Origin of the sequence: Ilumatobacter sp. (assembly GCF_041688325.1) — a bacterium.
GTDB lineage: Bacteria > Actinomycetota > Acidimicrobiia > Acidimicrobiales > Ilumatobacteraceae > Ilumatobacter_A.
In genome coordinates, this window is sequence record NZ_JBDNIJ010000050.1 from 20479 (window position 1) to 46203 (window position 25725).

Consider the following 25725-nt stretch of genomic DNA (forward strand, 5'->3'; position numbering starts at 1 on the left):
AATGACTGACACGATTCACACTCCAAGCGCCCACGACCAGCACGATGCAAAAGAGCATCACGGTCCGAGTGACATGCAGTTCGTCACGATCTTCTTCATCCTTGCTGGCATCACCGCAGTGGAAGTCGCCGTCAGCTACATCGACATCGGGCCATTCTTCCTGCCGGTGCTGCTGGGCTTGATGGTCGTGAAGTTTTTCACGGTCGTGCTGTATTTCATGCACATCAAGTTCGACCATAAGCTGTTTGGTCGCCTGTTTTACATCGGTTTGGGCTTGGCCGTTTTTGTCTATGCAGCTGCGCTGTCCACCTTCCAGTTCTTCGCTGGCTGAATCGGTCCTACGTGACCGACGGCCCCGTTGCACGACTGGGCGCATGCACAACTGGGTTCTAAGCTTGGAACTGTGATCGAGCAGGCCAACGACATCGCAGTTGCTGTGGACCCTTGGAGGTTCCAGTGGCATCCAGAGGTGTGGCTGCTCGTTTCGTTCTTAACCGGTGCGTTCATTTATATGGTGCGCGTGATTGGTCCGAAAGCAGTGCCGTTAGGCGAGTCGGCAGTCACTCGCAAGAACATCTACGCATTCGTCGGTGCCATGTTGATGCTGTGGGTCGCTAGCGACTGGCCACTCCACGACATCTCCGAGGAGTACCTGTACTCGGCGCACATGTTGCAGCACATGATGCTGAGTTACTTCCTGCCGCCGCTGGCGCTCATCGCGACGCCACCGTGGTTGTTGCGCATCCTGATCGGCGAGGGCAGGTTGTACACGGGGTTGAAGTTCCTCACGAAGCCAGTTGTCGCTGGGGTGCTGTTCAACGTGGTGGTGATCATCTCCCACATTCCGATGGTCGTGAACAGTTCGCTTGGCAACGGTCCACTGCACTACTCGTTGCACGCTTCCGTGGTGTTGCTCTCACTCCTCATGTGGATGCCCATCGTTGGTCCATTCAAAGAACTGCACATCGGTCCGCTCAGCAAGTGCATTTATCTCTTCCTGCAATCGATTATTCCGACCTTGCCAGCGGCGTGGCTCACGTTCGCCGAGGGTGCGGTCTATAAGGAGTACGACATTCCGGTCCGTGTCTTTGGGTGGAGCGTCACCGTCGACCAGCAGTTGGCCGGAGGAATCATGAAACTGGGTGGTTCGACCTTCCTGTGGACGATCGTGGTCTATATCTTCTTCACGCGATTTGCGAACGGCTATGGCGAATCGCAGGATTATCGCCGGCCCGACTTGCCTTCGTCGGCAGACTCTGACGACATCCTCACGACGGCTGACGTTGAGCGGGAGTTCGCCTCTCTGACGGCTCCGACTGACGACCGCTGACAGCTCGAAGCGTCATCCGGTCGCCCCCGTCGGTTTATTGCGAAGTGATGTCGAATGGCCGAAGAAAATGACACGACAACGTCCATTGTTTTTGCTTCCGAATCGGAGGATGCTGTGATCAGAACGCTGGAGGGCTCGTGTCGGAATGAAAATGAACGTCGAGCGGGCAGCGTCTCCCTGTTGCCCCCTCGTCGCTTCATTGCAGTCGTTCGGCTCGTTGGTCCTCAAACAGGTCAGGGCTGCGTGACAGGCGCCCTGTAGCGTCTCGTTTCGTGATTGATCAACGGCTACTGCGGACTGACCTCGATGGTGTAAAGGCCGCATTGTCGCGTCGTGGCGACCCGAAGTTGCTTGACGCCGTCGATCACGCTGCTCAGCTCGATACGCGCTTGCGTGACATCCAGGCCGAACGAGACGAAATCCGTGCCCAGGTCAACACGATCTCGAAAGACGTCGGCATGCTTCGTCGAGATGGCAAGGTCGATGAAGCCGAGGCTTTGCAGGCGCAGAGCCGGCAGTTCGGCGCCACTGAAAAGTCCCTTGCCGGCGAGCATGACGATGTGTCATCGCTCCTGAACGACCTGCTGCTTGGTCTACCGAACGTCCCGCACGCCGACGCACCCGACGGCGTGAGCGATGCCGACAACCCGGTCATCACCGGCCCCGTCGGGATGAACGCCACCTTTCCCGACTGGCAGCGCGTGCCGCACTGGGAGACGGCCAAAGCGCTCGGCATCCTCGACAACGAACGAGCGACCAAGATCTCCGGGGCGATGTTTACGATGCAGCGGGGCGCGGGTGCGACCATGGCTCGAGCGCTCACCCAGTTTGGTCTCGACCGTAACGCTGACGTCCACGAGGAGATTCGTCCTCCGTCGCTCGTCACCACGGCGACGCTCACCGCCACCGGGCAACTGCCGAAGTTTTCCGACGATGCGTATTCGATCGAACGTGACGACCTGTGGTGCGTGCCGACGGCCGAGGCGTCGCTCACGTCGCTGTTCAGCGGTGAGGTCCTCGAAGACACCAATCTTCCCGTCCGGCTGATGGCATTCAGCCCGTCGTTCCGCCGAGAGGCTGGCTCGGCCGGCCGCGACACGCGGGGCATGCTGCGCACCCACGAGTTCGACAAAGTCGAGATGCTCGCCTTTGCAACGCCCGAACAGGCACCTGCGCTCCTCGACGACATGGTCGGCCGCGCCGCAAGTGCGATGGGTGACCTTGGTCTGCCCTACCGCGTGATCGAGATCTGCACCGGCGACATGGGCCAGAGCCATCACCGCACCTTCGACGTCGAGGTGTACGCACCGGGCGTCGACGCCTGGCTTGAGGTGTCGTCGGTGTCGTGGTTCGCCGATTATCAGGCGCGGCGCGGGAACACACGTTTTCGGCGCCATGACGAAGACGGTAAGCCGGTCAAAGGCAGCGAGTTCGTTCACACTCTTAACGGTTCGGCCTTGGCGGTCCCGCGGGTGTGGGCCGCAATCATCGAGAACTATCGGAACGAGGACGGCAGCGTCACGGTCCCTGAAGTGCTCCACCCCTACATGCGCAACATCACCGTCATTCGCTGAGACGAGCCAGCTTCACCGCTGCCTGCGTTGCTCGAACTCATCGGTGACACAAGTCAAGGTCGTCGCGGAGCGTCTTGGTAGCGGCGAACCGTGATCTCGTCTCAGCTTGTTGGGACGGGACGGTCGACATTGATGATCTTGAATCTCACTGTGGGCTGGGCGCGGGCGTCTGGATTGGTGAGAGTGTTGGGAATGAGTGATTCGATTCGCGATCGTCGGGTGCAGTACGAGACGGCCGGGTTGGACGTCGGGGATCTCGATGCCGATCCGATTGCTCAGTGGCGGCGTTGGCACGACGCGGCACTCGAAGCGGGGGTCGTCGAACCGAATGCGATGACATTGTCGACGATCGGTATCGACGGCGTCCCAGACTCGCGAATCGTCCTGGTGCGTGGTCTCGATGCTCGCGGCTTGGTCTTCTACACGAACTACGACGGGGCGAAGAGCCAGCAGCTCGATAACAACCCGGTGGCCTCCGCCACGTTTGGTTGGCTCGATCTTCACCGCCAGGTCAGGGTGCGCGGCCCCGTCGAGCGAGTGTCGCCCGAGGAGAGCGATACCTACTTTGCCTCCCGTCCGCGAGCATCGCAGCTCGGCGCATGGTCGTCACCGCAAAGCGACGAGATCGCCGGTCGTTCCGTGCTCGACGACCTCGTTGCAGCGACGGCCGAACGGTTCGCAAATGCCGAGGTCATTCCTCGCCCCGACAACTGGGGCGGGTGGCGCCTGATGCCGACCGAGTGGGAGTACTGGCAAGGCCGCCCGAGTCGCCTCCACGATCGTCTCCGCTACCGCCCCGCCAGCGACAGCACCTGGAATATCACCCGCCTGGCCCCGTAGACGAGCAAGATGTCTGCACCCACCCCAAATGGAGACCATCGCAAGGCGCTGAGGGCGAGAAATAGTCTCAGTTTTGGAAGAATCCTCCGAACGCCGGGCGAGCCAAAAAAGAAACAGCCTGAGCGAAGGGTTGAACAGGAGTTGTGAACAGGCGAGGCTGTGCACATGACGGGAAGCAAAGTTCTTGTGGTCGATGACGAACCGACCGTGCGTGAAGTGGTTGTCAGCTACCTGCGCCGCGATGGCCATGAGGTCGCCGAGGCAGCCGACGGTTATACCGCGCTCGAACTGCTCGACGCCGACCCGCCGGACCTCATCGTGCTCGACATGATGCTGCCCGGCGTCAACGGCCTCGACATCCTGCGCCGTGTGCGATCAGTCAGCTCGATTCCGGTCATCATGCTCACCGCCCGAGCTGAAGAGTCCGACCGTGTGGCTGGCCTTGAACTCGGCGCCGACGACTACGTGGTCAAGCCCTTCTCACCTCGCGAACTCGCTGCGCGGGTCAACGGGGTGCTCCGCCGGACTGCCGGTCGTGTCGAGGACGCACCCCCCACGCTGACGTTCGACGGGCTCCAGATCGAACCGTTGAGCCGTGAGGTCCGCATGGGCGGCGAGGTCGTCGACATGACTCCCAAGGAGTTCGACGTCCTGCTCTTCCTGGCCTCGTCGCCGCGTCAAGTGTTCTCACGGGCGCAGTTACTCGAGTCGGTCTGGCAGTCCTCCCCTGAGTGGCAGGATCCTGCCACCGTGACCGTGCACGTTCGCCGTATTCGCAACAAGATCGAATCCGATGCTGAGCACCCTCGGTGGATCACCACGGTCTGGGGTGTCGGCTACCGGTTCGAGCCGTAGAGATCGCTGGAATTGGTATGACCAGCACGCACACGCACGATGGCGGGGTCGCCCGCTCGGGTGTCGCCCTCCGAGAGATTGGCCACAAGGCCCATCGGATGAATCGTCTCGGTCGCCGCTTTCTCGGCGCAAACCTTGCCGTCCTCGGTGTAGCGATCTTGATGATCGCTGTCGCCGCCAACGAGATGTTCATCAACGACCACGACCGACGGCTCCTGATGTGGGTGCTGGTGCCGGCTGTATTGAGTGCGGCGATGGTTGCCATGCTGATGGCGCGTCCCGTCGCACGCGATGCGAAGCGCATCTGTGATGCGGCAATGCGAGTGGCCGATGGCGACCTATCTGCCCGGACCGGGGTGGTCCGCAACGATGAGCTCGGCGAGGCTGCCGAGATGTTCGATGTGATGGTGGACCGTCTGAATGCCATCGAGGCCGAACGCTCATTGATGCTTTCGTCGATCTCCCACGACCTCCGCACACCGCTTGCCGCATTGCGCGCCGCTGTCGAGGCGATTCGTGACGGTGTCGCCGAGGACCCGGACCTCTACCTCGCCGGCATGGAACGTCAGGTGCGGGCATTGACCTTCCTGGTCGACGACCTCCAACTCCACACGCGCCTGGTCAGTGGCACCCTGCAGCTCAGCCGTGCTCGCATCGACCTCACCGAACTCGCTGACGAGTCGATGGAGATCGTGAGGCCGCTCGCCGAAAGCCGGAGCGTCAAGTTGCTGCTCGAAGCGACGGAACGGGTGATGGTCGATGCCGACGGCTCGCAGCTCGCTCGTGTGATCCGGAACCTTCTCGACAACGCGATTCGCCACGCCCCCAATGGTTCGGTCGTGCTTGTGCAGGTAGTCCGTAACGAGCGCAGCGTGACACTGCGCGTCCACGACGAAGGCCTCGGATTCCCCGCCGAATTCCGGGACAGAGCCTTCGAGCCGTTTACCCGAGCCGACCCGGCACGCGACACACGTACGGGCACTGCGGGCCTCGGCCTGTCGATCGCGCGGGGCATTGTCTCTGCCCACAACGGCACAGTTGTGCTCGGCGACGGTCCGGGCGGCGACGTGCGAATTTCGCTGCCGATACCGGCTGTCTCCTAGCGCGGCTCGTTCGGCCAGGTCGTAGCTGCTTCGACCAGACCGTCGATCAGCGAAATGGTGTGGGGGGTGAGCCCCGGACCCTCCCAGTCCCACCACATGGGGCTGGAACCCCGGACGCGCGGTGGCAGCTCGATCTGCACGCCTGCCTGGCGTGGCAAGTTGACCGGATTGTCGATGTGTAGACCGCGGAGCTTCTTCGGGATTGTCTCGAGGTCGGTGACGATGTCGTACGCAGGGAGCGCTCGTTGCAATGCGCCACCGACGTGGTGGGCGAGTGGCCGGTTGTTCCCGCCGAGCAGTAGCGCGCTGAACATGCCGCGTCGACCAAAACCGTGGATCGTGATCACGACATCAACGTGTTCGATGAATGCCGCCAGCCGTTCGGACTCGGCGGGGCGCACCTTGATCGACGGGAGGTGCTCGCGCATCGGCACGGGTTGCAGCACGCCGTAGTACGAGGCACCCGAGCGCTCGGCCGCGGCGGCGGCAATGACATCGGTCTGTAGCTCCAGGTTCCCGCCGTGGTAGGCCATGAACCCAAGCCGACCGGGGGTGTGTGGTCGGAGCACACAGACCTCTTGCACACCGGGTGTACTGAGGATCGCTGCGAATTCGGTCACGAGTCCATCATGGCGGAGGGATCAAGGTTCGGCGAGCTGGAGCAACAGTCCCGTTACGCTTCGCTTCATGCTCGTGTGGATGGATCTCGAAATGACCGGATTGGATCACACCACTGAAGTGATCGTCGAGATTGCCACGTTGATCACCGATGACAATCTTGAGATCATTGCTGAAGGGCCCGACTTGGTCATTCATGCGACCGACGAGCAGCTCGCTGCCATGGACCCGTTCGTTGTCGACATGCACACGAAGTCAGGGCTGCTCGATCAGATTAAGGCATCGACGATGACCCTCGAAGAAGCAGGTGCCGCGACATTGGCGTTTATTCAGGCACACGTGCCTGAAGCGTGCACTGTGCCCCTGTGCGGCAACTCGATCGGCACCGATCGTCGGTTCCTCAACGCATACCTTCCCGAGATCGAGAATTACCTGCACTACCGCTCGATCGACGTCTCCAGCGTGAAGGAGCTTGTTAAGCGTTGGTATCCGGAGATTGATCACCAGCGCCCCCGTGGCCACGGGTCCCACCGTGCGCTTGATGACATCCGTGAGTCCATCCGCGAGATGGCGTACTACCGCACGATGGTTTTCATCGATCCTGCGGCGCCGTCGGCCGACGGTGATGTAACCGCCAACTAATTCCCGGCACGGACCGCCGCGACTTCTCTTGGTTGCGAGGCGTCATCACATCCGGTCACTCGGTACACACACACAACGTCGCGTCACCTTATTTGATCCGCGGGCTTCGGCCTGTAGTCACGTTGCGTAGTCCCGATGAGGTTCCGAACCTGGGCAGCGGCGCGATCAGGGGTAGCTTCGCCGGCATGCGCGCAATCGTCCTTCGTGAACATGGCGGCCCCGAGGTCTTGCAGATCGAGGAGGTCGATGACCCGACGCCCGGGCCTGACGAGATTCTCGTCGACATTGCTCACACGGCGCTGAACCGTGCCGACACGCTGCAACGCATGGGGATGTACAACGACCCGCGCAACCGTGCGGTCGAGATCCCCGGACTGGAATACGCCGGCACGGTGTCTGCGATTGGAACCGAGGTCACCAACTGGTCCGTGGGCGATCGAGTCATGGGCATCGAATCGGGCGGGTGCTACGCCGAGAAGGTCGTGACGCACAGTCGTCAAGCGCTGCCAGTGCCGAGCAATGTCGAACTGGCTGACGCTGCAGCAATCGCCGAAGTGTTTCTCACCGCCTGGGACGCACTCGTCGTGCAGGGTGGGTTGACATCGGGCCGCTGGGGTCTGATCCACGCGGGAGCATCTGGTGTTGGCACTGCCGGCATCCAGATCGCCAAAGCACTCGGTGCCCGCATCGCCGTCACCTGCTCGGCCGGCAAGGCCGACGCATGCCGCGAGCTGGGCGCCGACCTCGTGCTCGAGCGGAGCCCGGCCGACTGGCTCGGTGCGCTCAACGCCGAGATCCCGGATGGTGTCGACACGATCCTCGACGTCGTCGGCGGCGAGGAAGCCGATCGGAACCTGAAGGCGCTCGCCATCGACGGCACCCTGGTGCAGGTTGGGTTGATGGGTGGCGGGTCCGCCCCGGTCAACATGGGTTTGCTGCTGATGAAGCGCATCACCTGGATCGGCACGACGCTCCGTGCCCGGCCGTTGGAACGCAAGATCTCGCTCATGCAACGGTTCATCAGCGAGATCCTCCCGCTGTTCGAATCAGGTGCCCTGCGTCCGGTGATCGACTCGCGGTACAGCTTCGAGCAACTCCCCGAGGCGCACACCTACATGGAAACGAATGCGAACGTCGGCAAGATACTGATCGACATCGCCTGAGCTGAGCTGCTTGATCCTCATCGCCTGAATGGCGCTCGTTGATCAGGCGATTACGGCGTCGTCGATGGGGCCGGTGCCGTCGGGGGTGTCGTCGGGAGCGTTGTTCCGTCGAAAGCTGAAGAATGCGCCAACGCCGAGAATCGCGGCAGCGACGACTCCGAAAATGATCCAGATGCCGATTGCGGCGCCCTGCTCGGCTCGGTCGCCGTAGGTGAAGGTGATGGCGCCGGCGACCAGGTGGCCGTCCTCTTCGGCGAGGTACTGGACGATGTACTGACCTTCTTCGGTCAGCTTGGCGAAATTGAGACGTGCCTTGGTGTCGGAGATGACAGTGACTTCACCGGCGATCCGTTCGTCGTCTGGGCCACGGAGGCCGAGTTCAACACCGTCGACCGGCTCGCCGAAGTTGATGGTGACTTCGGTGATCGGTTCGTCGATCTGTGCCTGATGCTCGGGGACCGACGACTCGATTTCGTCGTGGGCGAATGCAACGCTCGAGACATTGGCAGCGGCAGCGATGACTGCAACGACTGCAACGACTGCAATGACTCGGATGCGACGGAGGGCGCCTTGCATGCTTTCATTCAATCAGCGCAAACGAGATGGAGGAGCGCGGTCCTGTCACACTCCGGTCTGCTTGGTTTCAGAGGGTGAGTGTGACACCGTCCCGTCACGCTGGGTCAGCGGGCTGCGACGGTGCGGCCCTTCCAAGCGACCTGGCGACCGAAGACGACGGCGAAAAGGCTGCGCACGAAAATCACTACGAACGCAGCGACGGCGATGGGGAAGAGCAGAGCCGTCAGGGGATGGACCGATGCGGCGCGGCGGCCGAGCACCCACACCTGCAGCGCGCTGAGCGGATACAGCAACGGGGATGCAAGCCACCCGCCAGCGAGCGACCAGACCCACAGCAGGGTGGCAAGTGCCAGCCACCACGTCGTGAAGCGAGCGCCGGTGGCGATGCTGCGGGTCCACCCGCGAATCGTCTGCGCCAAGCCGTCGGGATACATCCGGAATGATGTGTCGGGGGCGCCGGTGAAAAGACAGCCCCGGCCGACTGTGCGGGCGAGGCCGATGTCTTCGGTGTGCATTGCCCGGACATCGGGATGGGCATGCCCGCCGACAGCGTCGTAGGTCGACCGGTCGACAGCGAGCACCGGGCCGAACGCCACTGTCGGGGTGACCCGATCACCAGCGGCGGTGAAGGCACCGCACCCCATCAGGGCAGTGATGTTGCACAGGATGCTCGCCTGCTCGGTCCACCGGCCGGTGGCATGCCACGGCTGGACCGAAACAACGGAGTCAGGATGGGCTGCCAACTCGGTGCCGACTCGATCGAGAAGGTCGGGCGCAGGTCGGACGTCGGCGTCGAGAAAAAGTAGGTGCGGGGCGGTTGTCGCGCCGGCCCCGATCGAGCAGGCGTGGGGCTTGCCAAGCCACCCGGCTGGCAGCTCAGGCGGGACGACGACCGTGGCGCCGAGCGACGCAGCAACATCGCCGGTTCCGTCGGTCGAGTGGTCATCGACCACGACCAGTTGGTCGCCATTGCGGAGTTGCGCGACCAGCGGAGGAATGAGATGGGGAAGCGCGGCTGCTTCGTCACGGGCCGGAATGACGACGGCAATCGCCTCGCGAACATCGCCGGCGCCAACCGCTGGAATGGGCCGAGGCCGCCAGAGCAGTAGCCAGCCAATCACCCATCCGACCAGGTAGATCGACAGATCGATGACGCTGGGGACGAGTTGCACTGACCCACTGTGCATCCGCCGAGAACTTTCTGCAAGAAAAGCACAACGCAAGCACAGTTCGTTGCTCTTGTCCTGTGCCCACAACGCACGATGACACCTGGTGCGCAAGGAATTTCGACAACTCAAGAAACCCGCTTGACCAAGCACGGCGTTTCGTGGTTGCCTAGTCTTTGAACCAGTTGGTCGTGCTTGCGACCGACACCGACCACGCGACCCGACGACACGCCGAGAAAGGACCAGCCGATGAGCACCACCACGTTGATTTCCCAGCGCTTCGCCCAGCGTCTGTCCTCCCACGCGTCCGTCGCACCCCATGCTTTTGCCGCCTCAGGCAAGACATATGTCTCCGAAGCCATGCCCGTGTATGCCGTCCAGGCAACCACTGGCAATGCAGTCGTTACCGGTCTCGGTCACGACATGGCATGGCTTGGTGGGCTCGGCGAGCACGTGTGTGTCTCGAAGAAGCAGTTCACCAAGCGAATTGCTACCGGCCGTCTCGACAGGGTACTGACGTAACTTTCTACGTCAGATCACCTCTTCCGAGGCCGCCGGGTTCACCAACCCGGCGGCCTTTTTGGTTTTCCGGTTTCGGTTCTCCATCCACCACTCGTCCGTAACACCAACTGCGACACCAACTGCGACACCAACTGCGACACCAACTGCGACACCAACTGCGACACAGAAAGCACCAACGACATGAAGAACCTTCCAAACACCACCCACGCCAACCCGGCAGGCATCTGGCCCGCCCGCGACAGCGCCGTCGCAAACAGCAACGTCAACACTTCTTTCGAAACGGAACTTCCCATGAGCACCCTCGCTCCCCTCGCTCCCCTCGCTCCCCTCGATGAACTCGATGAACTCGATCCCGACAGACAACGCCCACCGGACTTATCCGGTGATGGCGTGGCCGATGAGTCGCTCGCTGCGCGGGCGCCCACTGCTCGATGTGCCGATGGCAATGGCACCATGCTCGGCCTCTTCTTCTCCGACCACGTCGTCGACATCGCCCGCGCCAAGGCAATGTGCGCACTCTGCCCTCTCGCCCAACAGTGCCTCGCCGATGCACTCGAGCGTGAAGAGCCCTGGGGCGTCTGGGGTGGCCAGTCGCTCTCGGGAGGCCGGATCATTGCTGGCAAGCGGCCCTGCGGCCGGCCGCCGAAGATCCCTCGTCCCGAAGTGATCTACGACGAGATGGGTCCGGTCGGCGCGCCGCTCATCTCGGCCTGATCCCAACCCCCCAACCCCCCAACCCCCCCAACCCGTCGGGTCTTTCCGTGGCGTCGGGTGTTTCGTGCGCGGATTCCCGCGTTGCAACACCCGGCAAGACGGAAACACCCGACGTCAGCTTTCCAGTGACAGACGAACTGCTGGGCCTGATTCTGGGCCTGATTCTGGGCCTGATTCTGTAAGGAATCGTTTCGCTGAACGCCGAGCGGCAGCACGGACTGTGTCACTACCCTTGCAGGGGTGAAGATCGCCCGACCACGACTCCTTGCCGGTTCGCTCGCAGTCGCTGCTCTGCTTGTTGTCGCCTTGGCTGTCGTCGCCGCCAATGGAGGCGATAACGAACTCGATGCACAGCTCACCGATAGCCGTGAGGTCATCGGATTCCCTGACGACGGACTCGCCAACGAAGATCTCGAAGGCGATCCGCTGCCGCTCGTCACGCTCGGCGATCGCGATGGCAACGACATTGACACGGCGTCGTTCCTCGGTCAGCCGTTGGTGGTCAACTTCTGGTTCGCCGACTGCCCTCCGTGCGCCAAGGAACTCCCCGACTTCGCCGAAGCGCACGCCGAGTTTGGCGACCAAGTGCGCTTCATCGGAGTCAATCCGCGTGACTCGATCGAAAAGATGGAGCGCTTCGCGTCGGAACGAGGCGTCAACTACGAGCTCTACCGCGACGACTTCGCCGAGTTCACCGATGCGATCGGCGCTGTCAACTTCCCGATCACTCTGTTCGTTACGCCCGAAGGCAGAATTATCGAGCAAACCGGCGTCATCGACGCCGATGACCTGCGTACTGAAATCAACCAGTTGCTGGAGGCCTCAGCGTGAGCCTGTCATTCATCCGAGGCCTTGTTGCCGCTGTCAACCCATGTGGGTTCATTCTGCTCCCGACGTATCTGATGTACTTCCTCGGAGTCTCCGGTGGTGCGCCTGGCACGCAGAAGGCGTCGCTCAGACGAGCGCTCAAGGTCAGCGCCGCCGTCTCGACAGGCTTCCTTGCCGTGTTCCTGGTCATCGGGTTCCTATCGGTGCCACTGCGCTCGACAATCTCGTCCAACTCCAAATACGTCACCGGTTTCATCGCTGTGGCGCTGATCGTCCTCGGCACTGCGATGCTGTTCGGCTACAAGCCTCCGTTCATGACGCCGCAGATTGACTCGGGCAAGAAAGACCAGACCGTCAAGTCGATGTTCATCTACGGCGTGGCGTACGCAGTCGCGTCCATCGGCTGCACGATTGGCCTGTTCCTCGCCACCGTCTTCAGTGCCCACCCGGATGAGACGTTTGTTGACAGTGTCAGCAACATGGTGGCCTACGGCGCTGGCATGGCGCTCTTGGTCAGCGCATTGACCGTCGGCTTCGCTTTCGCCAACACGAGCCTGCTCAAGTTCCTTCGCAGCTCCATGCAGTACATCGACAGAGTCGCTGCGGCATTCGTGGTGCTGTCGGGCCTGTACCTCGCCTGGTACTTCTACTGGGTCGACCTCGACAACGGTGGCGATCCAATCACCGACTGGGCCTTCGCTCGTCAGGCCGATGCAACAGCCTTCTTGAACGACAACTGGAAGGTCGTCGGGATCGTTCTCGCGGCAACGGTCACTGCAGCTGTCGCCTACGTCACCTTCCGCCAGGAAGCTGAGCCGGAGATCGAAGCGCCGGCTGAGTCAGAATCCGTTTCTTGACCACCTGTGTTTCAGTTGGGGTCAGACCCCAACTGAAACCTGGGGCGTCTCGCTCCGTAGTGTCGAACGTGCATGACTGAGACGTTCGACCCGACCACTGTTCCGATCAAGGCCGCGGCCACCGTGATGATGGTGCGCGACGGCGAGCCTGGGCTCGAGGTCTTCATGTTGCGTCGTACCGGAAAGGCGTCGTTTGGCGCTGGCATGTACGTGTTCCCCGGTGGTCGCGTCGATGACGCTGACCATGCCGACGAGATCGCACCGTTCTGCGATGGCCTTGAAGATGCTGACGCGTCAGCGCAGCTCGGCATCGACCATGGCGGCCTGGCGTTCTGGGTCGCGTCGATTCGCGAGTGTTTCGAAGAAGCCGGTGTGCTGCTCGCTGAGCGTCGTGACGGTCAACCGCTCGACCTCGGTGACGACGAGCGCCACGCGGTGCACGACGGCGAACTGTCAATGGTCGAACTGTGTAAGCGACACGATCTCGTCCTCGACCTGTCGACGACGCACTACGTCGATCACTGGATCACGCCGGTCGGCGAGCAGCGGCGCTTCGACACGCGCTTCTTCGTCACCGAAGCACCTGCCGGTCAGGAGGGTCTCCACGATGACAAGGAGACCACCGACAGCTTGTGGGTCAGCCCGCAGACAGCACTCGACATGCAAGAGGCGGGCGAGTTGATGATGATGCCTCCCACGATGTACAACCTGCGTCGCCTGACGCAGTCGGCGACCGCTGCTGATGCGGTCGCCGCTGGCGAGGCACTCACCGACATTGCCTGCATCTTGCCCAAGCTCCGCTCGATCGACGGCGGCAAGATCTCGATCGCCATGCCCGGCGACGCCGACTACGACACCCTCCAATAGAGACGTCTGGAGTTGCGTATGGGGTCAGGCCCCTTTCGCAACTCTGTGGCTTGCGCCCGGTCACACTGTGTCAGGCACAGTGTGACCGGGCACCGCGTCAGCGTGAGCTTTTGGACCGCGCGTTGACCTTCACGAAAGCCTCGTTGACGCCGTCGGAGAGGTGGGCTGAGCAGCCGGCCATGTCGAGGTCGTTGGGAAGCGACGGGGGAGCAATGTCGGTGATGATCCGCTGGGCAATCGACCGGAACATGTCGGCGGCGGCACCGGTGCCGTCGATCGCGACTGGGCTACCGGCATCGTTGCCAGCGGCAACCGTCGGCTCAAGCGGGATCTGTCCGAGGAGTGGTGCACCAATGGCTTCGGCCAATGCAGCGCCACCGCCTGATCCGAACAGCGCATACGACTCGCCGTGGTCGCAGGTGAAGGCGCTCATGTTCTCAATGACGCCGAGGACCTTCAGGAAGCTGCGGCGGGCCATGTCGGCGGCGCGCTGGGCAACCTTTTGTGCAGCAAGCGCTGGTGTGGTGACAACCAGGAGTTCGGTGCTCGGCAACATTCGGGCGAGACCCATCTGTACGTCGCCGGTACCCGGAGGCATGTCGATCAGGAGGTAATCGAGTTCGCCCCAGCGCACGTCGCGTAGGAATTGTTCGACAGCCTTGGTGAGCATGAGGCCGCGCCACATGAGTGCGGTTTCCTCGTCGACCATGAAGCCGGTCGAGACAACCTTGAGCAGGCCGTCGCCGACCACCCGTTCGTTGGGGAAGATTTTCGGCATGCCGGGCTCACCATCGTCGCCGGTCACGGGATGCGCCTCGAGTCGGTCGCTGATGCCGAGCAGACGCGGAACCGAGAATCCCCAGATATCAGCGTCGAGCACCCCGACGGTGAGCCCGGTCGCGGCGATCGCAGCAGCGAGGTTGACGGTGACGGACGACTTGCCGACGCCGCCTTTGCCGCTGGCGATGGCGAGCACCTTGCAGTTCGCCGGTACTTCGGTTGCCGCTGCATTTTCACGAGCGTTCCAGCGGGCCTTGGTCATCACTTCGCTGCGTTCTTCGGAGTTCATCTCGCCCCAGGTGATTTTCACCTTTGAGACGCCCGGGTGCAACTCGACCCGATCTTTGACTTCTTTCTGGATCTCGGCACGCATCGGGCAGCCGGAGATTGTCAGCTTGATCTCAACATTCACGATCCCGTCAGGATGTACGACAATTGAGGGGACCATTCCAAGCGACACAATGTCGGCACCCAACTCTGGGTCGATCACCGATCGCAGCACTTCCTCCACCTCGTCGCGTCCCGGGGGTGGAGCTGTTGTGGGCTTTGTTGTAGCCATACAGATATTTTACCGGCCGCAACCGTGTAATCTCGTTATGTGCCCACGTCGCAACTCGACCTGCTGAAGACCTTGGGCGACAACACGCGCTACGCCATCTATCTCGAGCTCGCTCGAGCGTCCGCGCCAAAGACCACCGCCGAGATTTCCGACACGCTCTCGCTGCACCCGAATACAGTCAGGCCGCACCTCGAACGGATGCGTGAGGTCGGCCTGCTGTCGGTCGAAGTCGGCGGGCGCGGCGACGTTGGCCGTCCGCAGCATCGCTACTCGATCGCGCCCGATGCCCCGTCGCTCGGGCTCGAGCCTCCCACGATGCCGGTGCTTGCCCGGATGGTGCTCTCGATGGCCAAGCGCCTCCAGGCCACCCCGGGCGACGCCGAGGCCGTTGGATACGACGAAGGTCGCAACCGGGCAATGGGGTACCGGGCCACACCGTCGACACTTGAAGCGTTGGTCGCCGACCTTGATCGCCTCGGATTCGACCCGGTCGTGAGCGATGATCCGCGAAGAGATCCAACCGCCGATGACGACCTCGCGGCGGTGGTCTCGTTCGCCAACTGCCCGTTCGCTGATCTTGCTCAGCAACACCCTGACCTGGTCTGCAGCCTGCATCGCGGCCTCGTCATCGGGTTCGTGGCCGACATGGGCGACACTCAGATCGGTGAATTCTGCGATGTCATGAGCCGCACCCCTTGCCGAGTCACCGTTTCCAGCAGATAATCTAATTGCACACTGAGAGAGCTCCTGAGGAGGACTGTCACATGATCACACTCACCGAAACCGCAACCAGCAAGGTCGGCCAGCTGCTTCAAGCAGAAGGCGCCGAAGACCTCGCACTCCGCGTTGCTGTCCGCCCCGGCGGCTGCAGCGGATTCTCGTACGAAATGTTCTTCGACGGCGACTTCGCCGCCGACGACAGCGTCACAAACTTCGGTGACGACGGCAAGGTCCGCGTCGTCGTCGACGCGGCCTCGGCGCAGCTCCTCGAGGGCGCCACACTCGACTACAAAGATGGGCTCGAGCAGAGCGGCTTCGCCGTCACCAACCCCAACGCCACCCGCTCCTGCGGCTGCGGCCAAAGTTTTTCCTGACTCAGTTTTCCCGATCTCCGCGTTGCGAGCCTCCTCATTGAGCAAGCTCAATGAGGAGCCCTCGCAACACAGGCATCGGGCGGCCTGATCACCGCTCAGGAGGTGAGGAGGGTGAGGCGGGCATTGAGCTCGGTGGAATCCCAGACGGCATCAAGGCGCTCGACGACCACGCCGCTCGCATCGGTCAGGAACAGCGCCGGCTCGTAGGTCATGCCGATCGCGGTGACTGCCGGAGCGATGTCGATCCCAGCATCGTCGGTGAACACTTCGGCGTGCACGTAGATGATCTTGTCGCCGAACAGTTCGCTGCTTGCAACCAGTGCATCGAGCGCAGGCGCACAACTGCCGGTTGAGCAGAATGCTGGTGTGCCCACGTAGTACGCAACCGGCTTGCCCATTGTGAGTGCGTCGGCCAAGGACACGGTGTGGAACGGGCACGGTTCCGGCGCCCGGGTGCACAGGGCCGCGAGGCCTTGTTCGTCGCCGATCGTTGGTGTGTCGAAGCTTGGGAGCAGCTGTCCCGGCGTTGGCACCGCGACCGCGCTGGGCTCCAAGACTTGGAACGCAGCGCCCGTGTCGGGCCCGCCATCGACGACGAGGGCATAGACACCCGGCGTGTTGATCGTGGTGCGAAAGTCGTAGTACGGCGCTGGTGCGACGGTCCGCTTGACCGCGGTGAACGCGCCGCCGATCGGGTTGCCGTCGATGTCGACAACGCGGGCGCCGAGTGTGACTGGGCCATCTTGGATGAATTCGGCAGCACCGGTCGACAGTGTGATCGGCATGCGGATCTCGCCGGGGACCAGCACGTTATTCGGGAACCGCTGGACGAGCGTGAAGCCTTCGCCCGATGGGCCAGCGACGCCAGACGAAGCGCCGCCGTCAGAGCCAGAGCAGGCAGCCAGTGCGCCTGATGCGGCGACGCCGGCGATGAATCGTCGTCGGCTGATACCGGTTCCGAGGTCGATGAGCCGAGGAAAGTTCGTCATGTGAGCTGCTCGCAAACTGTTGTGGGGAAGGAGGGGAGAGAGCGGGAGAGAGGGAGAGCGGGAGAGAGGAGAGAGGGCGCGGGTCGTGACTGACGCTGTATTTGGAGGAGGGCCAGGGTGGTCGTTGCACTGAGCATCGAGAACGTGCGAATCTCTGCGGGTCATGAACGTGCCTGGCAATCAGATCCCACTCCGACGATATCGCCGTCGGATACTCGGGTGGGGTGCAGTCGGCGTGTTCGGGGTCTTTGCGGTTGGCGCGGCGATCTTTGGGGCCGGCGTCGAAAATGATCTGGAGCGACGCGTCGTTGCAGAGTTCAACAATGCTCAAGTCGGGCCCGTGACGGCGAGCTTCAGTGGCCAGAACGGCACGCTGCTGTGTCCCGAAGGTGCCGTTGACGTCCCGAACGACCTTCTCGAGCGGAGCCGCGCCCTGTGGGGCGTCTCCTCACTCAACTTTGACAAATCCTGCACGCAGGTTGCGATCTTGGGGGATGACGTTGCTTCGGCGGTGTCGACCACCGAAGCCCTGGCGACAACCGAGTCGGAGGCCACGTTGCCGTCCGCCGACGCTGAAACTGTGGCCAGCCTGGTCGCCACTGGGTCGCAATTCTCCACGTTGCAGGGTCTCTTGGAAGACACCGCGCTCGACGCGACCCTCGCTGGCGACGGACCGTTCACCCTGTTCGCTCCGACCAACGAAGCATTCCAGGCCCTCGGACCGGATGCGATTGCCGCGCTTGGACGCGACACCGAACTCCTCATCACAGTGCTCAGTCACCATGTGACAGCCGCCGCTGTCGTGAGCGCTGATCTCCGTAGTGGAGTCGTCGAGATGCTCGATGAATCATCGATCACCGTCGAGGTGGCAGACAGCGTGACGCTCACCAGCGGTGCATCGAAGGCAACGGTGACCGAGCCCGACCTCATCGCAGACAACGGGGTTGTTCACGCCATCGACCATGTGCTCCTGCCCGTTGGGATGACGATCGGCGCGGAGACCAACGAGCCGATCCTCTCCGCCGAGGTCGCGGATGGCCAGATCTTCCTGAGCGGCACCGTGGCGACGGATTCCGAGCGCGCCGCGCTGATCAAGGCCGCCGGCGTCCGGATCAACCCGGCGAACGTTGTCGACGACCTGATCGTCGACCCCGGTTTTGCGGTGATCGATGCCGATGTCGAAGGTTTCGCCAACCTGGCTTCATTGATGGTCCCGAATCTCGTCAGTGGCCAGGCCACGCTCACCAGCTCGGGTGTGACGCTGATCGGCGTCTACGCGACCGACGAGCAGAACGCGACGCTGCAAAGCGTGTCGGCTGATGACGTCACCTTCGACTTGACCGAGCGCGCTGTCGCGACCGAGGCCGACGCGGCAACGCTCGAGGCCGATCTCAACGCTCTCGTGGTCGCCAACCCGATCCTCTTCGATCCGGGCAGCACGAAGATCACCGCTGATTCAGCAGCGATCATCGACCGAGTCGCTGTGATCTCGAACCGTGTCGGAGGTGTCACCATCGAGATCAGAGGCCATACCGACACCGACGGCCGGGCTGAAGTAAATCAGGAGCTGAGCGAAGGGCGTGCCGCAGCGGTGGGCGCGGCGCTCGTCGACCGCGGGATCGCCGTCGGTGTACTCGCCACCGCTGGCTTCGGCGGTTCACAGCCGATCGTCGATGCGGCTGGAGTTGAAGACAAGGCGGCCAGCCGTCGAGTCGAATTCGTCGTCACCGTCCAATAACGAGCACCCAGACAGGAACCGTCGTGCCATACACACTTGCCAAATTCTTCTTCTGGGGCCTCCTCATGGCGCTGGCAGGAGGCGTCATCGGTTGGTTGTTGCGCAGCCTCACGTGCCGCGCCCAGGTCGCTCGTGCCAAGGCGATCACGGTTGACAACGATGAGCTCGATCGACTCCGGGGTCGTCTCGCCAACCTCGAACCGGTGGTTGCCGAACGTGATCGTCTCCGTATGGAACTCGCCGATGTTCGTGGCTCAAGTGCCGGGGCACTCGGATTCGCAACGACAGCCAACACCTCGATCGTTCTCGATGACCTCGTCGCGGATGACGACGCCCCCGAAGCAATGCCTGCATCCTTTGCCGACGTGGCCAGTACAGAACTGACGTCGCGCGTGGCTGACGCGACAGCGGCCCCGGCCCCCGAAGCCCGATCCAAGCTTGACCCGGCTGCAGCATCTGCAGCGCTCGGCCAGAAGATTCGAATTGACGACCTCACTGTGGTCGAAGGCATCGGGCCAAAGATCACCGAGTTGTGCAACGCCATCGGCATCACCACCTGGGCACAGCTGGCTGCCACCGAGGTCGAGACGTTGCAGTCGATGTTGAACGATGCCGGCTCGCGGTTTCAGATGCACAAGCCGGGTTCGTGGCCGGGCCAGGCCGGGCTGCTCGCCGCCGGACGGTGGGCCGATTTCCAGCAGTTGATAGCGGACCTTCCCGACAGCACCTGAGTACACGCCTCGGCTGAGTTAGATTCGGCCTCATGAGTAAGCCCCTCGGCCCCTATACGCCCGTCGTTCGCGCCGGCGACTTCATCATCATCTCCGGACAGGGCGGTCTCCTCGACGGCATTAAGGTCGACGGTGGCCTGGTCCCGGAGACCGAGCAGGCGATGAAGAACATTGAGTCGCTGCTCGCCACGATGGACGCCACGATGAAGGACGTCGTCAAGACGACCTGCTTTCTCACCGACATGGAGGACTACGCCAGGTTCAACACGGCCTACGTAGCGGCGTTCGGCACCCATCGGCCGTCACGGTCGTGCGTTGCGGTCGCTGAGCTGCCTGCTGGGTTCGTCGTCGAAGTCGAAGCATGGGCGTACAAGCCGCTCTGATTCCCGTCGTCGGCGCCGGTGTCGGCAGAGAATTGCAGTGCCGTGAGTGGTGGCCAGTAGTCTGATCTCATGCTCGGAGGCATTGCCATCATCTTCGTCGTTCTGCTGATTCCGGTCGGCGTCCTGATGACCGGCGCCGTTGCTTCAGCCGTGCTCGGAGAAGTGATGCACCGCGACGGCAAGCGTCGCCACGAGGGTTCCGAACTCCTTGACATTCCCGACTGACTCGGCGTCACTGAAGGGCTGTCCATGACCAACGCTGTCGCTGACCTGGTCATTGCCAACGCGCGATGTGTCGCAACGATGGATGGCGCTCGCCGCGAGATCTCCGGTGGTTGGGTTGCCATCACCGATGGTCTGATCTCTGCAGTTGGCGTGGGCCCGGCTCCCGAAGCAACCAAGACGATCGATGCCACCGACTGCCTGGTCACCCCTGGGCTGATCAACACTCACCACCACCTGTATCAGAACCTGACGCGGGCGTTCCCGGCTATGACTGACAAGCCGCTGTTCGGGTGGCTGCAGTCGCTGTATCCGCTGTGGCGGGCCATCGACACCGAGTCGGTTTACGTGTCTGCCTGGGTCGGCCTGGCCGAACTCGCACTGTCCGGGTGCACGACGTCGTCCGACCACCTCTACCTCCATCCCCATGGGGCGGGCGACCTGCTGACTGCCGAGATCGAGGCCGCCCGAGATCTCGGCATCCGTTTCCACCCGACTCGCGGTTCTATGTCGCTGTCAGAGAAAGATGGCGGCCTTCCACCGGATGACGTGGTCGACGACGACGACGAGATCCTTGCGGCAAGCGAAGCAGCGGTACTTCGCCACCACGACCGATCGCACGGGGCCATGACGCGCGTGGCGCTGGCGCCGTGCTCACCTTTCTCGGTCACCGAAGACCTGATGGTTCGCTCGGCCGAGCTCGCTGAACGGCTCGATGTCCGCCTCCACACCCACTTTGCCGAGAATGCCGAAGATGATGAGTTCAGCCTCGCCACCTTCGGATGTCGACCAATGGAGTACCTCGAACGCACCGGCTGGTGCACCGACCGCACCTGGGTTGCGCACTGCGTGATGCCCAATCACGACGAGATCCAACGCCTCGGAGCGGCCGGCGTCGGTGCAGCCCATTGCCCGTCGAGCAACATGATCTTGTCGTCGGGAATCGCACCGATCGTCGACCTGCGCGCCGCCGGGGTGAAGGTTGGTCTTGGTGTCGATGGCTCGTCGTCAGCCGATTCAGGGTCGCTCTGGCTCGAAGCTCGTCAGGCGATGTTGCTCGCCAAACTGCGTGACGGTGCCGATGCGGGCACGGCTCGGATGGCGCTCGAAGTTGCAACGCTCGGTGGCGCCGGTTGCCTCGGCCGTGAAGGCGAGATCGGCGTGCTTGAGGTGGGTGCCGTTGGCGATGTCGCGGTGTGGTCGTTGGTCGGGCCGCAGTTTGCAGGCGCACTGGCTGACCCGATTGAGGCCTGGCTGCGTTGCGGGCCGACTGGTGCGCGCCACACAGTCGTGCACGGCGAGCCCATTGTCGCGGACGGCATGCTCGTCAGCGGTCGCCTCGAGGAGATGCTCGGCGCTCATGCTGCGCTCTCCCGGAAGATCCAGAAGCTGGACTGACTACCCCATTCCCTCGGGTTGCAAGTGGACACGTGACGCGTATCTCGCTTGAGTGACAGACCGCAGTTGGCCGCAGTGGGCACAATAGAGGCAATGTCGCCTCGGTCGCTCTCCGTTTGCCTTGTCGCGGTTGCACTCACTGTCGCCAGCTGCTCCGAGTTGACGTCGTCGGCCGGTAACGATGCGCCATTTCCGACGATCTGGGTCGGTTCAGAACCGAACGGCGAGGCCGTCGTCGATGCCAATGTTCTGCCGACGTCGAACACCGCCATCGACACGGTCATCATGATCGGCGACTCCATCACCGTCGCGTCGACGCCTGCGCTGCAAGAAGCCTACGAACAGCTCGGCTTCGACGAGATCATCATCGAGTCGAAGCAAGGTAAGCGGACAGCGCTGTCCTTTGGAAGCAACCCGAGTGGGGTCGACATCGCCAGCTTTATCGTCAGCTCGCCGGATCGCGACGACGATCATTCGAACGAGCTTTGGGTCGTCGCCTTGGGAACCAACGACATCAACCAGTACGGCGATGCCGCCGAGCGCGCTGCAGTGATTACTGAGATGTTGCGGACGATCCCTGAGGAATCCCCGCTCATCTGGGTCGACACCTACTTCGAGGATCAGCCGGAAGGGGCCGACGCTATCAACGGTGCAATCACTGACCGGGTGCTTGATCGCGGCAACAGCGCGATTGCTCGGTGGAGTTCGGTGGCTGCCGACGATGGCAACCTTCGCGACGACGGGGTGCACCCGCGCAAGCAGGGCTGCGCAGTGTTCGCCAACGTTATCTCAGCGACGATCGTCGATTTCCTGCAACTGACTTAACTCTCCCAGCGAGACTCGCCGAAGCGATAGCCGACCGACCGCACGGTTTGGATCAGGCCGGCGTGTTCCTCACCGAGCTTGGCTCGCAACCGACGAATGTGGACATCGACAGTACGCGCGCCGCCGTAGTACTCGTAGCCCCACACTCGACTGAGCAGGATCTCGCGAGTGAACACCTTGCCAGGGTTCTGCGCGAGGAACTTGAGGAGCTCGTACTCCATGTAGGTCATGTCGAGCGGCCTGCCGGCCATCGACGCCTGGTAGGTCTCGAGGTTGAGGCTGAGCGGGCCGTACTCGACGAGGTCGGCGCTGACGAGTTGCACTTCACCGGCAAGCAGATGTCGCAGACGGGCTTCGACCTCGGCGGGGTGGAAAGGTGTGAGGCAGAAGTCGTCGAACAGGTCGTCACGGTGTTCGAGTTCGGAGAGCTGCGCGCCGCCGATCAACACGAGCACCGGCAGCGAACGCTCCGGCTGCTTGCGCAGCGTTCGGAGGAATGCCCACGCAGCTTCGGGATCGCCGGTCGCGTCGACGATCGCTCCGGCCCATCCGCCATCGGGCTCGGACTCGCCGGCTGCGGTCGTTGTGTTGACCGCCTTCCAGCTGTAACCGCCGAGGTCGAGAGTGCGCGCCAGTTCCGGCGTCGCCGGATCGGGGACGACGACGAGCATCGATTTGGCTGGCAGCGTTGCGCTCACAGCGCCGTCAGATACCGATCTCGCTCGAACGCGCTCACATGCGTCTTGTACGCCCGCCACTCTCGACGTTTATTCCGGAGGAACCATTCGAAGATGTGTTCGCCCAGTGCTTCTCGGACCAGTGTCGAGGTCTCCATCGTTTCGAGTGCGGCCGCAAGCGACTCGGGGAGCTGTCCAATACCGAGTTCGGCGAGGACGTCGTCGCTGATCTCGAAGAGGTTCGCGTCGGCCTCGTCAGGCAGCTCGTAGCCCTCGTTGACGCCCTTCATGCCGGCCGCCAGCATCAAGCTGAAGGCAAGATAGGGGTTGCAAGCCGGGTCGGGCGAGCGGTACTCGAGCCGTGTGGCGGTCGGATTGCCCTTCTTCGCAATCGGCACACGGATCAGGCCGCTCCGATTGTTGCGGGCCCAGCTGACGTGGACCGGAGCCTCGAACCCGGGGACGAGTCGCTTGTAGCTGTTGACAGTCTGGTTGGTGACCGCTGTGATCTCTGGAGCGTGGCGCAGCAGACCGGCCATGAAGGCCTTGGCGGTCGGCGACAGGTTGTATGGATCGTCGCCGTCGTAGAACGCGTTCTCGTCGTTTTGAAACAGCGAGAGGTGCACGTGCATGCCCGATCCCTGGATTCCTTCGAGGGGCTTGGGCATGAACGTGGCGTGCACGTTGTTCCTCGCAGCAACCTCGCGCACGGCGTGGCGGAAGGTCATCATGCTGTCCGCCATCGTGAGAGCGTCGGTGTGGCGGAGGTCGATCTCTTGCTGGCCAGGTGCGTCCTCGTGGAAGCTGTATTCCACCGGGATACCCATTGCTTCGAGCGTGCGGATGGTCTTCTTGCGGAGTTCGCCGGTGATGTCGTTGGTGGTGAGGTCGAAGAAGCCGCCGTCGTCGATCGGCACGGGCAGGGCGCCGGGCGTGAGCGGCTCGAAGTAGAAAAACTCGATGTCGGGTGCGACATAGAAAGTGAGGCCGGCTTCGTGTGCGGCCTTCATGTGGCGGCGCAGCACCTGACGCGGATCGCCGGCGAATGGCGTGCCGTCGAGGTTGTAGATGTCACAGAAGATCCGTGCTTCGGGGACCTTGGGGTCGCCCCATGGCAGGACCTCGAACGTGTCGGGGTCAGGGATTGCGAGCACGTCGGCTTCTTGCACGCGGGAGAACCCGTCGATCGATGAGCCGTCGAAGGTCATACCATCGTTGAGGGCATTGTCGAGTTCGGCGGGGGAGATCGCAAGGCTCTTTAAGGTCCCGAGCACGTCGGTGAACCAGAGTCGGACCAAGCGCACCCCGCGTTCTTCAACCGAGCGAAGGACGTATTCCCGTTGCTGTTCACTGCTCATTCGATCCAGTCTTTCAGATTGCGTGAAAAATGGCGACGGGGTAGGGACGCAAGGCCCCCACCCCGTCAGCCACGTTGCTGTTCAGGTATCTATAACTCATCCAAACTGAGACAGGATCGGTCGTTCCGGACCGTCTCAGCGCGTTTCACTTTATGGCGGAGCAGATGGTCTCAGTCATGAGGCGGGCGACGGTATAGGGGTCGATGTTGCCGTTCGGGCGGCGGTCCTCGAGGTAACCCTTGCCGTCGATCGAGCACTGCCAGGGGATGCGGATCGATGCGCCGCGGTCCGAGACGCCGTAGCTGAACTGGTCATAACGCTGTGTCTCGTGGGCGCCGGTGAGACGATCCTCGACGCCAGCGCCGTAATTGGCGATGTGCAGAGCAGCTTTCTTGCCAAGGGCCACGCAGCCAGCCTCGATATGCGCCATGCCGCCATCTTCGCGCATCTCCTTGGTGGAGAAGTTCGTGTGGGCGCCGGCGCCGTTCCAGTCGCCCTTGACCGGCTTGGCACTGATGTCGATGATCACGCCGTACTCCTCGGCGATGCGGTGCAGCAGGTAGCGGCCGATCCAGAGTTCGTCGGACACTTCGAGGAGGCCGACTGGCCCAACCTGGAATTCCCACTGGCCGGGCATCACTTCGGCATTGATGCCCGAGAGCGTGACTCCGGCGTCAAGGCATGCATCCATGTGGTCTTCAGCGATGTCTCGGCCGGTGATGGCGATTTCGCCGATGCCGCAATAGTACGGACCCTGCGGTGCGGGGAAACCGTTGTCGGGGAAGCCGAGCGGCGAGCCGTCGGGCTTCAGCATCGTGTACTCCTGCTCGATCCCGAACATCGGCTCGTGCTTCTTGTACTTCTTGGCGGTGCGTGCCGCTGCTGCACGGGTGTTGGTCGGGTGGGCCTTGCCGTCGACAAGCATCACCTCGCACATGACGAGGATGCTGCTGCCACCGCGGATCGGGTCCGGGAAGACGCGAGCGGGCTTGAGGACGCAGTCGCTCTTGTCGCCGGTGGCCTGGTTAGTGGACGAGCCGTCGAAGCCCCACAGGGGCATGTCGGCAAGCTCGACACCGTTGTCATCGTCCAGAATCTTCGTCTTCGAACGAAGCTGCGGGGTCGGCTCGGCGCCGTCGATCCAGATGTATTCAGCCTTGATAGCCACTATGTGATCCTCGAATTCTCTCGTTGGTGGGGCGGGACAAGGTTAGGCCGCGACCCGTGAACGACGAGAATTGTCGCAGCAACGACCCAGATTGGTATTGCGTCTCTGTGAACGGCGCGTGAATTGGAGTGGGCATCTGTGACCAAAA

At 62.6% G+C, this 25725-nt stretch carries 29 protein-coding genes; 21 read left to right on the top strand and 8 right to left on the bottom strand.

From position 1 onward, the window contains the following. Position 1: 1 nt before the first annotated feature. The 6 genes from ACH2EI_RS03795 to ACH2EI_RS03820 all read left to right on the top strand — a co-directional run bounded on the left by ACH2EI_RS03795 (position 2) and on the right by ACH2EI_RS03820 (position 5702). Positions 2-331, top strand: coding sequence for a cytochrome C oxidase subunit IV family protein (locus ACH2EI_RS03795; protein WP_395153270.1), 330 nt, complete (start codon positions 2-4; stop codon positions 329-331). Positions 332-403: 72 nt separating this feature from the next. Continuing rightward, positions 404-1330: a cytochrome c oxidase assembly protein gene (locus tag ACH2EI_RS03800; protein ID WP_395153269.1), complete on the top strand. Its 927-nt coding sequence runs from the start codon at positions 404-406 to the stop codon at positions 1328-1330. A gap of 272 nt (positions 1331-1602) precedes the next feature. After that, a complete protein-coding gene (serS, locus tag ACH2EI_RS03805) occupies positions 1603-2904 on the top strand; it encodes a serine--tRNA ligase (RefSeq protein WP_395153268.1) in 1302 nt (433 codons plus the stop codon). A gap of 192 nt (positions 2905-3096) precedes the next feature. Then, the gene (gene pdxH / locus ACH2EI_RS03810) at positions 3097-3744 is read left to right on the top strand and encodes a pyridoxamine 5'-phosphate oxidase (protein ID WP_395153267.1); all 648 of its coding nucleotides are present in this window, start codon (positions 3097-3099) and stop codon (positions 3742-3744) included. Positions 3745-3909: 165 nt separating this feature from the next. Beyond that, entirely contained in the window at positions 3910-4599 is a 690-nt protein-coding gene (locus tag ACH2EI_RS03815; RefSeq protein WP_395153266.1) for a response regulator transcription factor, read from the top strand. A 17-nt stretch (positions 4600-4616) separates the two neighbouring features. Then, complete coding sequence (locus ACH2EI_RS03820; protein ID WP_395153265.1) at positions 4617-5702, top strand: ATP-binding protein; 1086 nt, start codon at positions 4617-4619, stop codon at positions 5700-5702. Here ACH2EI_RS03820 and ACH2EI_RS03825 read toward each other — a convergent pair. Beyond that, positions 5699-6322, bottom strand: a complete 624-nt coding sequence (locus ACH2EI_RS03825) for a poly-gamma-glutamate hydrolase family protein (protein ID WP_395153264.1) — start codon at positions 6320-6322, stop codon at positions 5699-5701. The genes ACH2EI_RS03820 and ACH2EI_RS03825 overlap by 4 nt on opposite strands. Positions 6323-6389: 67 nt before the next feature. On the opposite strand from ACH2EI_RS03825, the gene orn reads away from it, so the two are divergent. Then, the gene (gene orn / locus ACH2EI_RS03830) at positions 6390-6962 is read left to right on the top strand and encodes an oligoribonuclease (RefSeq protein ID WP_395153263.1); all 573 of its coding nucleotides are present in this window, start codon (positions 6390-6392) and stop codon (positions 6960-6962) included. Positions 6963-7147: 185 nt separating this feature from the next. Beyond that, positions 7148-8125: an NAD(P)H-quinone oxidoreductase gene (locus tag ACH2EI_RS03835; protein WP_395153262.1), complete on the top strand. Its 978-nt coding sequence runs from the start codon at positions 7148-7150 to the stop codon at positions 8123-8125. 42 nt (positions 8126-8167) lie between these two features. Here the strand turns inward: ACH2EI_RS03835 and ACH2EI_RS03840 are convergent, their stop codons facing one another. Continuing rightward, entirely contained in the window at positions 8168-8701 is a 534-nt protein-coding gene (locus ACH2EI_RS03840; RefSeq protein WP_395153261.1) for a copper resistance protein CopC, read from the bottom strand. A gap of 104 nt (positions 8702-8805) precedes the next feature. Next, positions 8806-9873, bottom strand: coding sequence for a glycosyltransferase (locus ACH2EI_RS03845; RefSeq protein WP_395153260.1), 1068 nt, complete (start codon positions 9871-9873; stop codon positions 8806-8808). 243 nt (positions 9874-10116) lie between these two features. Here ACH2EI_RS03845 and ACH2EI_RS03850 point away from each other — a divergent pair, with 243 nt between their 5' ends. The 5 genes from ACH2EI_RS03850 to ACH2EI_RS03870 all read left to right on the top strand — a co-directional run bounded on the left by ACH2EI_RS03850 (position 10117) and on the right by ACH2EI_RS03870 (position 13655). Further along, on the top strand, positions 10117-10389 hold the full coding sequence (locus ACH2EI_RS03850; RefSeq protein WP_395153259.1) for a hypothetical protein: 273 nt from the start codon (positions 10117-10119) through the stop codon (positions 10387-10389). A gap of 180 nt (positions 10390-10569) precedes the next feature. Then, positions 10570-11103, top strand: a complete 534-nt coding sequence (locus ACH2EI_RS03855) for a WhiB family transcriptional regulator (RefSeq protein WP_395153258.1) — start codon at positions 10570-10572, stop codon at positions 11101-11103. 240 nt (positions 11104-11343) lie between these two features. Continuing rightward, a complete protein-coding gene (locus ACH2EI_RS03860; RefSeq protein ID WP_395153257.1) occupies positions 11344-11934 on the top strand; it encodes a TlpA family protein disulfide reductase in 591 nt (196 codons plus the stop codon). Next, positions 11931-12788 carry a cytochrome c biogenesis CcdA family protein gene (locus ACH2EI_RS03865; RefSeq protein ID WP_395153256.1) on the top strand — a complete coding sequence of 286 codons (858 nt, stop codon included), beginning with the start codon at positions 11931-11933 and terminating at the stop codon, positions 12786-12788. The genes ACH2EI_RS03860 and ACH2EI_RS03865 overlap by 4 nt, the downstream gene beginning before the upstream one ends. Before the next feature lie 72 nt (positions 12789-12860). Beyond that, on the top strand, positions 12861-13655 hold the full coding sequence (locus ACH2EI_RS03870; protein WP_395153255.1) for an NUDIX hydrolase: 795 nt from the start codon (positions 12861-12863) through the stop codon (positions 13653-13655). A 97-nt stretch (positions 13656-13752) separates the two neighbouring features. Here the strand turns inward: ACH2EI_RS03870 and ACH2EI_RS03875 are convergent, their stop codons facing one another. Further along, on the bottom strand, positions 13753-14994 hold the full coding sequence (locus ACH2EI_RS03875; protein ID WP_395153254.1) for an Mrp/NBP35 family ATP-binding protein: 1242 nt from the start codon (positions 14992-14994) through the stop codon (positions 13753-13755). A gap of 39 nt (positions 14995-15033) precedes the next feature. On the opposite strand from ACH2EI_RS03875, the gene ACH2EI_RS03880 reads away from it, so the two are divergent. Both ACH2EI_RS03880 and ACH2EI_RS03885 read left to right on the top strand, forming a co-directional pair. Then, a complete protein-coding gene (locus tag ACH2EI_RS03880; RefSeq protein WP_395153253.1) occupies positions 15034-15717 on the top strand; it encodes a helix-turn-helix transcriptional regulator in 684 nt (227 codons plus the stop codon). A 41-nt stretch (positions 15718-15758) separates the two neighbouring features. Next, a complete protein-coding gene (locus tag ACH2EI_RS03885; protein ID WP_395153252.1) occupies positions 15759-16088 on the top strand; it encodes a HesB/IscA family protein in 330 nt (109 codons plus the stop codon). A 95-nt stretch (positions 16089-16183) separates the two neighbouring features. On the opposite strand, the gene ACH2EI_RS03890 is transcribed toward ACH2EI_RS03885, so the two are convergent. After that, positions 16184-17077 (bottom strand): hypothetical protein, encoded by an 894-nt coding sequence (locus ACH2EI_RS03890; protein WP_395153251.1) that lies wholly within the window; start codon positions 17075-17077, stop codon positions 16184-16186. Positions 17078-17240: 163 nt separating this feature from the next. On the opposite strand from ACH2EI_RS03890, the gene ACH2EI_RS03895 reads away from it, so the two are divergent. From ACH2EI_RS03895 to ACH2EI_RS03920, 6 genes are all read left to right on the top strand, one after another. Then, positions 17241-18815, top strand: coding sequence for a fasciclin domain-containing protein (locus ACH2EI_RS03895; protein WP_395153250.1), 1575 nt, complete (start codon positions 17241-17243; stop codon positions 18813-18815). Positions 18816-18838: 23 nt separating this feature from the next. After that, positions 18839-19546 carry a hypothetical protein gene (locus tag ACH2EI_RS03900; RefSeq protein WP_395153249.1) on the top strand — a complete coding sequence of 236 codons (708 nt, stop codon included), beginning with the start codon at positions 18839-18841 and terminating at the stop codon, positions 19544-19546. A 32-nt stretch (positions 19547-19578) separates the two neighbouring features. Then, positions 19579-19929: a RidA family protein gene (locus ACH2EI_RS03905; RefSeq protein ID WP_395153248.1), complete on the top strand. Its 351-nt coding sequence runs from the start codon at positions 19579-19581 to the stop codon at positions 19927-19929. 69 nt (positions 19930-19998) lie between these two features. Continuing rightward, positions 19999-20154 carry a hypothetical protein gene (locus ACH2EI_RS03910; RefSeq protein WP_395153247.1) on the top strand — a complete coding sequence of 52 codons (156 nt, stop codon included), beginning with the start codon at positions 19999-20001 and terminating at the stop codon, positions 20152-20154. Positions 20155-20178: 24 nt separating this feature from the next. Next, positions 20179-21549 carry an 8-oxoguanine deaminase gene (locus ACH2EI_RS03915; RefSeq protein WP_395153246.1) on the top strand — a complete coding sequence of 457 codons (1371 nt, stop codon included), beginning with the start codon at positions 20179-20181 and terminating at the stop codon, positions 21547-21549. A 93-nt stretch (positions 21550-21642) separates the two neighbouring features. Continuing rightward, positions 21643-22374: a hypothetical protein gene (locus ACH2EI_RS03920; protein WP_395153245.1), complete on the top strand. Its 732-nt coding sequence runs from the start codon at positions 21643-21645 to the stop codon at positions 22372-22374. Here the strand turns inward: ACH2EI_RS03920 and ACH2EI_RS03925 are convergent. The 3 genes from ACH2EI_RS03925 to glnII all read right to left on the bottom strand — a co-directional run bounded on the left by ACH2EI_RS03925 (position 22371) and on the right by glnII (position 25577). Next, positions 22371-23072: a winged helix-turn-helix domain-containing protein gene (locus tag ACH2EI_RS03925; protein WP_395153244.1), complete on the bottom strand. Its 702-nt coding sequence runs from the start codon at positions 23070-23072 to the stop codon at positions 22371-22373. The genes ACH2EI_RS03920 and ACH2EI_RS03925 overlap by 4 nt on opposite strands. Beyond that, positions 23069-24409 (bottom strand): glutamine synthetase family protein, encoded by a 1341-nt coding sequence (locus tag ACH2EI_RS03930; protein WP_395153243.1) that lies wholly within the window; start codon positions 24407-24409, stop codon positions 23069-23071. The genes ACH2EI_RS03925 and ACH2EI_RS03930 overlap by 4 nt, the downstream gene beginning before the upstream one ends. 145 nt (positions 24410-24554) lie before the next feature. Continuing rightward, on the bottom strand, positions 24555-25577 hold the full coding sequence (glnII, locus tag ACH2EI_RS03935) for a glutamine synthetase GlnII (RefSeq protein ID WP_395153242.1): 1023 nt from the start codon (positions 25575-25577) through the stop codon (positions 24555-24557). Between the last annotated feature and the right edge of the window lie 148 nt (positions 25578-25725).

Excerpts from the sequence above, each read along its gene's own strand:
- ACH2EI_RS03815 (WP_395153266.1), top strand. The coding sequence starts at position 3,910 with ATGACGGGAAGCAAAGTTCTTGTGGTCGATGACGAACCGACCGTGCGT.
- ACH2EI_RS03840 (WP_395153261.1), bottom strand. The coding sequence starts at position 8,701 with ATGCAAGGCGCCCTCCGTCGCATCCGAGTCATTGCAGTCGTTGCAGTC.
- orn (WP_395153263.1), top strand. The coding sequence starts at position 6,390 with ATGCTCGTGTGGATGGATCTCGAAATGACCGGATTGGATCACACCACT.
- ACH2EI_RS03890 (WP_395153251.1), bottom strand. The coding sequence starts at position 17,077 with ATGACGAACTTTCCTCGGCTCATCGACCTCGGAACCGGTATCAGCCGA.
- ACH2EI_RS03930 (WP_395153243.1), bottom strand. The coding sequence starts at position 24,409 with ATGAGCAGTGAACAGCAACGGGAATACGTCCTTCGCTCGGTTGAAGAA.
- ACH2EI_RS03820 (WP_395153265.1), top strand. The coding sequence starts at position 4,617 with ATGACCAGCACGCACACGCACGATGGCGGGGTCGCCCGCTCGGGTGTC.
- ACH2EI_RS03850 (WP_395153259.1), top strand. The coding sequence starts at position 10,117 with ATGAGCACCACCACGTTGATTTCCCAGCGCTTCGCCCAGCGTCTGTCC.
- ACH2EI_RS03835 (WP_395153262.1), top strand. The coding sequence starts at position 7,148 with ATGCGCGCAATCGTCCTTCGTGAACATGGCGGCCCCGAGGTCTTGCAG.
- ACH2EI_RS03895 (WP_395153250.1), top strand. The coding sequence starts at position 17,241 with ATGAACGTGCCTGGCAATCAGATCCCACTCCGACGATATCGCCGTCGG.
- ACH2EI_RS03920 (WP_395153245.1), top strand. The coding sequence starts at position 21,643 with ATGTCGCCTCGGTCGCTCTCCGTTTGCCTTGTCGCGGTTGCACTCACT.
- ACH2EI_RS03885 (WP_395153252.1), top strand. The coding sequence starts at position 15,759 with ATGATCACACTCACCGAAACCGCAACCAGCAAGGTCGGCCAGCTGCTT.
- ACH2EI_RS03870 (WP_395153255.1), top strand. The coding sequence starts at position 12,861 with ATGACTGAGACGTTCGACCCGACCACTGTTCCGATCAAGGCCGCGGCC.
- ACH2EI_RS03855 (WP_395153258.1), top strand. The coding sequence starts at position 10,570 with ATGAAGAACCTTCCAAACACCACCCACGCCAACCCGGCAGGCATCTGG.
- pdxH (WP_395153267.1), top strand. The coding sequence starts at position 3,097 with ATGAGTGATTCGATTCGCGATCGTCGGGTGCAGTACGAGACGGCCGGG.
- ACH2EI_RS03795 (WP_395153270.1), top strand. The coding sequence starts at position 2 with ATGACTGACACGATTCACACTCCAAGCGCCCACGACCAGCACGATGCA.
- ACH2EI_RS03875 (WP_395153254.1), bottom strand. The coding sequence starts at position 14,994 with ATGGCTACAACAAAGCCCACAACAGCTCCACCCCCGGGACGCGACGAG.
- ACH2EI_RS03905 (WP_395153248.1), top strand. The coding sequence starts at position 19,579 with ATGAGTAAGCCCCTCGGCCCCTATACGCCCGTCGTTCGCGCCGGCGAC.
- ACH2EI_RS03915 (WP_395153246.1), top strand. The coding sequence starts at position 20,179 with ATGACCAACGCTGTCGCTGACCTGGTCATTGCCAACGCGCGATGTGTC.
- ACH2EI_RS03910 (WP_395153247.1), top strand. The coding sequence starts at position 19,999 with ATGCTCGGAGGCATTGCCATCATCTTCGTCGTTCTGCTGATTCCGGTC.